Source organism: Bacillus sp. JJ1127, assembly GCF_036965845.1.
Classification (GTDB): Bacteria; Bacillota; Bacilli; order Bacillales; family Bacillaceae_G; genus Bacillus_A.
In genome coordinates, this window is the sequence record NZ_JBALQK010000326.1 from 2,976 (window position 1) to 8,298 (window position 5,323).

The window sequence follows — 5,323 nt, forward strand, 5'->3', positions numbered from 1 at the left end:
AGAATAGCGTTTTTTTATGAAATTTTCGAACCCGTAAAAGCCCGATTGGTGATGGAAGCTTCACTTAATAAAAGGCATGCTGGGAAATACGAGATTCCTAGCATGTCTTGTTTCATTAATCTTGTGGTACGACTGCTCTCCAAGTAGATAAATCCATATCTTTTTGCGTTACTAATGAGGCAGGGAAAATGAAAGTCCACGGTTTTGTTGTGTTTGCTTTTATTTCAAGGTTTGGTAATGTAAATGCACCGTTTGCAACAACTTGTTTTGAAGCATCAAAAATTTGTAGCGGGAGCTGTTCAAGCTGAATAGTTTGCTTACATCCGTTACGAATTAAAATGGTTGTATGAAGATCGCCATTTTCAGCTTGCTTCGCCTGTATTCCTAAAAAGTTAATTTCATCTTCTTTAAGAGGTGCTAAATCCGCTACTAACTTATGTAGCGCTTCTTTACTTTCTGCAGGTAATTGCGATTCCCATGTCGGGTCCAAATCTAAGCGATGCGGCGTTTCTAGTTCAAATGCTAGTTCCCAGTCAGTTTGGGAAAGAGCCGTAGTTGTCATTGTCTCTTGTTCGAATGTAAACACCCATGGCATATTTACATTTGAAGGAATATTGCCTAATGCAGAAAAATCGAATGTTTTACGTGCGCATAATTGCTCCTCTTTATTTAATAGAAGTAATGTGAATTTTTCTAGATGAATAGGTTCTGAGACACTGTTGCGAATAAAGGCGATTACATTGTATGCATTGTCTTGTTTTTCTATTTCAATTCCAGATAAAGAAATTTGACTTTCTTGTAACTGTGGTAACTCTTTATGTAAGAATTGGTAAATGTACTTTTGTTCTTGTGCAACTTCTCCCCAAGTAGGGTGAAAATATAACGTAGGTTTTACGTTTTTATTTTGAGAAGTAGTTTCTTCTTGTCCTAATAATTGATGACTAGAAACGGTTGTATCTTTTCCTTTTTTATTTGCTCTTTTTAAGAATGATAACATAAAAATTCACCTCAATATGTGTTTTGCGAAGCAGTTAAATGCCGTGCAATATATAAACACATTTCCTTTTCAAAATTGCCATATGTGTATAAGAAAATATCGAGACCTTCTTTTTGATAAATACGTGTTGGATCTTCTTGCTGGTATTGTCTTAGACCAATTCCTTCTTTTAAATGATTCATTGCTTCTAAATGGTTCATCCAGTTTTGATCAAGAAAATGTAATCCAACTTGACGTAACGCTTGCTCAAATTCTGTGTGACCGTCAAGTGCTTGTATTTTATCAAGGTGATTCGCAAGTGAATCTCCTAATACACTATGTAACTCTTCAATCGAGTTAATTGTGTTTGCTGATAATAGCGGCAGCTCTGATGTTGACATAACAGCCTGTAATTCGTTTGTTAAAGCATCGAAGTCCCATTCTTCTGGCACCATACCTTCTAGAAGGTAGTTCTTTGCGATAGCGTCGAGTGTATGCTCGATCATCGGTGTTGCGATTTCTATCATATTTGTCTCTTCATTTAAGAAATGATTACGAAGTTTATAGACGACATTACGTTGATCATTAATAACATCATCTAGTTTTAAATTGTATTCACGAATAGCGAAGTGGCTGCCTTCACAAATTAATTGTGTACGATTTATAAAATCATGGACTTTTGGCGTAAGGATGAGTCCTGTATCGTCTGCTTTTAATGATTTTTTTAGTTTGTCTATTTCTTCCTGTGCAAAGCGCTGGATTAAATCGTCTTCTAATGAAAGGAAAAATTGGGAACTACCAGGATCACCTTGGCGACCAGCTCTTCCTTTTAACTGATTATCAACGCGGCGTGATTCATGACGTTCTGTACCAATTACATGTAATCCACCAAGTTCGTGAACACCTTCACCTAACAAAATATCCGTTCCGCGTCCTGCCATGTTTGTAGCAATTGTGATCTGTCCTTTTTGTCCAGCTGTTGCAATCAAGTCTGCTTCTTGTTCAGCACTCTTAGCATTTAATAATTGATAAGGTATGTTTGCTTCATCTAAATAACGAGCGACCATTTCAGATTGCAAGATGGACATCGTTCCAATTAATACAGGCTGTCCTGTTTTATGACTCTTTGTAACCTCTTTACGTACAGCTTTATATTTACTATCAGCTGTCATGTACACCGAGTCTTTTTTATCTTCACGAATAACAGGGCGGTTCGTTGGAACTGGAATAACTTCCATATTATATACACGATTAAATTCTTTTTCCTCTGTTTTTGCTGTACCAGTCATTCCAGATAATGCAGGGTACATACGGAAAAAGTTTTGGATCGTAATGGATGCTTGTGTTTGGTTTTCTTCTGTAATTTTTAAGCCTTCTTTTGCTTCAATTGCTTGATGTAAACCATCACTTAAAGAGCGTCCATCCATAACACGCCCAGTGAAAATGTCAACAAGCATAATTTTGTCATCGTGTACGATATAGTCAACGTCCCGTTGGAATGTAACATGTGCACGCAATGCTTGAATCATATAATGATACAATGTTTGATGTTCAAGTTCATATAAGTTCTCGATGTCAAACAAATCTTCAATTTTTGTAATCCCTTCCTCTGTGAAACTGGACGATTTTGTTTCAGCATCATATGTATAATGAAGTGTGTCTTGAAAGGATTTAATAACTTTGGCACATAAATAATGTAATTCGGAACTGCTCGATTTTTTGCCGGCAATAATGAGAGGCGTTTTCGCTTCATCAATTAAGACGCTATCAATTTCATCAATAATTGCAAAATGGTACGGGCGTTGCACCTGACTTGATGATAAAGTTTCCATATTATCGCGAAGATAATCGAATCCGAATTCTGTTCCTATGCCGTATGTAATATCAGCTTCATAGGCGCGTTTCTTTTCATCTGGTTCAATTTTAGGGATGTTTAATCCAACTTGTAGGCCGAGAAATTCATGAACCTGACCGATTAATTCTTTATCACGTTTTGCTAAATAGTCGTTGACTGTAATAACGTGTACGCCTTTTCCTTCTAAGGCACGAACGTAGGTTGGTAAGGAAGATACGAGTGTTTTTCCTTCCCCTGTTGGCATTTCAGCGATATTTCCTTCTAATAATACAAGTCCTGCCATTAACTGCACATCGTAGTGACGTAATCCTAGTACACGTTTTGCAGCTTCACGAACAACAGCAAATGCTTCTACTTTTATATCATCAACTGTTTTTCCACTTTTAAGCATATCCTTAAATGCAGTAGTTTTTTGACATAGCTCTTCATCTGACAAAGTTTCGATATGCTTTTCTAATTTATTAATCTCATCGACAAGTTGTTCATATTTTTTTATTTTCCGATGTTGCGAATCGCCTAATAGCTTTTTTACTGACTTTAGCATGCTTTGTAACACTCCTCTTACTAACAACAATAGCTTCATTATAGCACATGTCGATAAGGGAACAGTATATAAATACAAGTTGAAAGACCGGCATAAAAAAAACGTTCCGTTTAGGGGGACGACCATGCATAGAAGCGTTCAGGGCCGTTTCCTGCCGCATATAAGGGTAAAAACAAAGGGGAAATGTAAGTGCATGTCATGTTTTATTTTGCCTATTAGCGACTCATATGTTGAAAAATGGACAAAAATATAGATTGCAAAAATATAAGACCATGTTGCAGCGATTATGTCATTTGGATTTTTTAAATGGAAAAAAAGAAAGAGAGTATTCAACATATAAGAAATTTGTTATGATAACTTAATGAGGTAAAGTGAAGCTTCTATTTATGAAAAGACTTTATTCCTGATGACGGAAGAATACGTCAATAAGGTTTTTTATAGGCAGTTATCGTTGTTCGATTGGACCGAAAATAGTGTGAATTTTACTTCCTAACTTATAAAAAAGGACATGTGGCAATTTAGGATGATTATCATGTATATATAGGGTATGTTGTGATGAAGCTGCATGGATTGGGAATATATATAGAAAGAAAAGAGAAGGAAAATGAATAAAAAGTTCGTAAAAGGAGCAGCAATTTTAACAATTACAACCTTTTTATCAAAGCTGCTGGGAAGTTTCTTTCAAATACCGTTACAAAATATTGCAGGAGATGAGGTTCTTGGAATTTTTCGCCTCGTTTTTCCGGTGTATATGATAGCTTTAACTTTATCAGTAGCAGGAGTTCCACTCGCAATATCAAAATTGGTTGCAGAGCTGCACGAAAAAAACGATCAAGAAGGAATAGCTAAATTATTTACTTCCGCTTCTATTATAGGTATTATATGTGGAACGTTAGGGTTTAGCATTATCATCATATGGTCTAATCAAATCGCAGAAATGCTTGGGGGACAAGAGACTAGGCTTTCATTAGTGATTACATCATTTGCGCTTTTACTTGCACCGTATATGGCGGTATATCGCGGGTACTTTCAAGGGTTTGGTGATATGGTACCAACTGGTTCATCACAAGTGATTGAACAATTTGTTCGCGTGTTTTTCATGTTAACAATCGCTTATGCACTTGTCATGTTGAAGGAAAGTAGCAGTGTTATAACGGGCGGAGCGATGGTTGGCTCATTTCTAGGTGTTCTTTGTTCACTTTTTTATTTGAGATGGACATATGTGAAAAGTTCATATCGTTATAAGACAAAAGCATACTCATTTCAAGACTTCAAGAGGGACGGGAAAAAGATACTGCGCGTATCGATTCCAATTGCGATTGGTGCATTATCCATGCCTCTTTTAAATTTAATTGATTCTATAACAATTCCAAATGTGCTAGATGAATCATCAATTACAATGCAAGCACAATTTGGTATATATAGCCGCGGGTTTGCATTTATGCAATTAATTGTTGTCTTTTCAAGTGCAATCGTATTTCCGCTCATTCCGTTATTAACATCAGCTTTAGCAAAAAAGGATATCGAGTTGGCGAAGATGATTGTGCAGCGTACAAATCAATTCGCACATGTTATCACCGCGCCGTTGACAATATGGCTGATTGCATTAACAGTTCCATTAAATATTGGATTGTTTACAGATGCAAAAGGAAGTGGCATGTTAGCTATCATGATTGGTAGTTCGTATTTCACATCATTTATGGTATTATCGACAGGAATTTTGCAAGGAATTAATCGCTCGATGCAAGCCGCGTGGATTGTTATTGGGGCAAGCTGTCTGAAAGTAGTATTAAATATAGTATTTGTTGGAAAGTTTGGAATAGATGGAGCGGCGTATAGTACATTTGTCACATATATGATAATCTGTATTGTGAATTATATCTATATACGAAAATACCTTGCTTATTCAATTGAAATGAAAGAATTTTTATCTGTAATTATTATATCT

At 36.1% G+C, this 5,323-nt stretch carries 3 protein-coding genes; 1 reads left to right on the forward strand and 2 read right to left on the reverse strand.

What is annotated here, in order from left to right; genetic code table 11:
• Positions 1-115: 115 nt before the first annotated feature.
• Positions 116-997 carry an accessory Sec system S-layer assembly protein gene (locus V7183_RS23720; protein WP_335361038.1) on the reverse strand — a complete coding sequence of 294 codons (882 nt, stop codon included), beginning with the start codon at positions 995-997 and terminating at the stop codon, positions 116-118.
• 11 nt (positions 998-1,008) lie between these two features.
• Entirely contained in the window at positions 1,009-3,375 is a 2,367-nt protein-coding gene (secA2, locus tag V7183_RS23725) for an accessory Sec system translocase SecA2 (RefSeq protein WP_335361039.1), read from the reverse strand.
• A 604-nt stretch (positions 3,376-3,979) separates the two neighbouring features.
• Between secA2 and V7183_RS23730 the strand changes: the two genes are divergently transcribed.
• On the forward strand, positions 3,980-5,323 hold a 1,344-nt coding region (locus V7183_RS23730; RefSeq protein ID WP_335361040.1), incomplete at its 3' end, for a putative polysaccharide biosynthesis protein.

What these genes read in the sequence shown, in the direction of transcription:
- secA2 (WP_335361039.1), bottom strand. Translation starts at nt 3,375, where the DNA reads ATGCTAAAGTCAGTAAAAAAGCTATTAGGCGATTCGCAACATCGGAAA.
- V7183_RS23720 (WP_335361038.1), bottom strand. Translation starts at nt 997, where the DNA reads ATGTTATCATTCTTAAAAAGAGCAAATAAAAAAGGAAAAGATACAACC.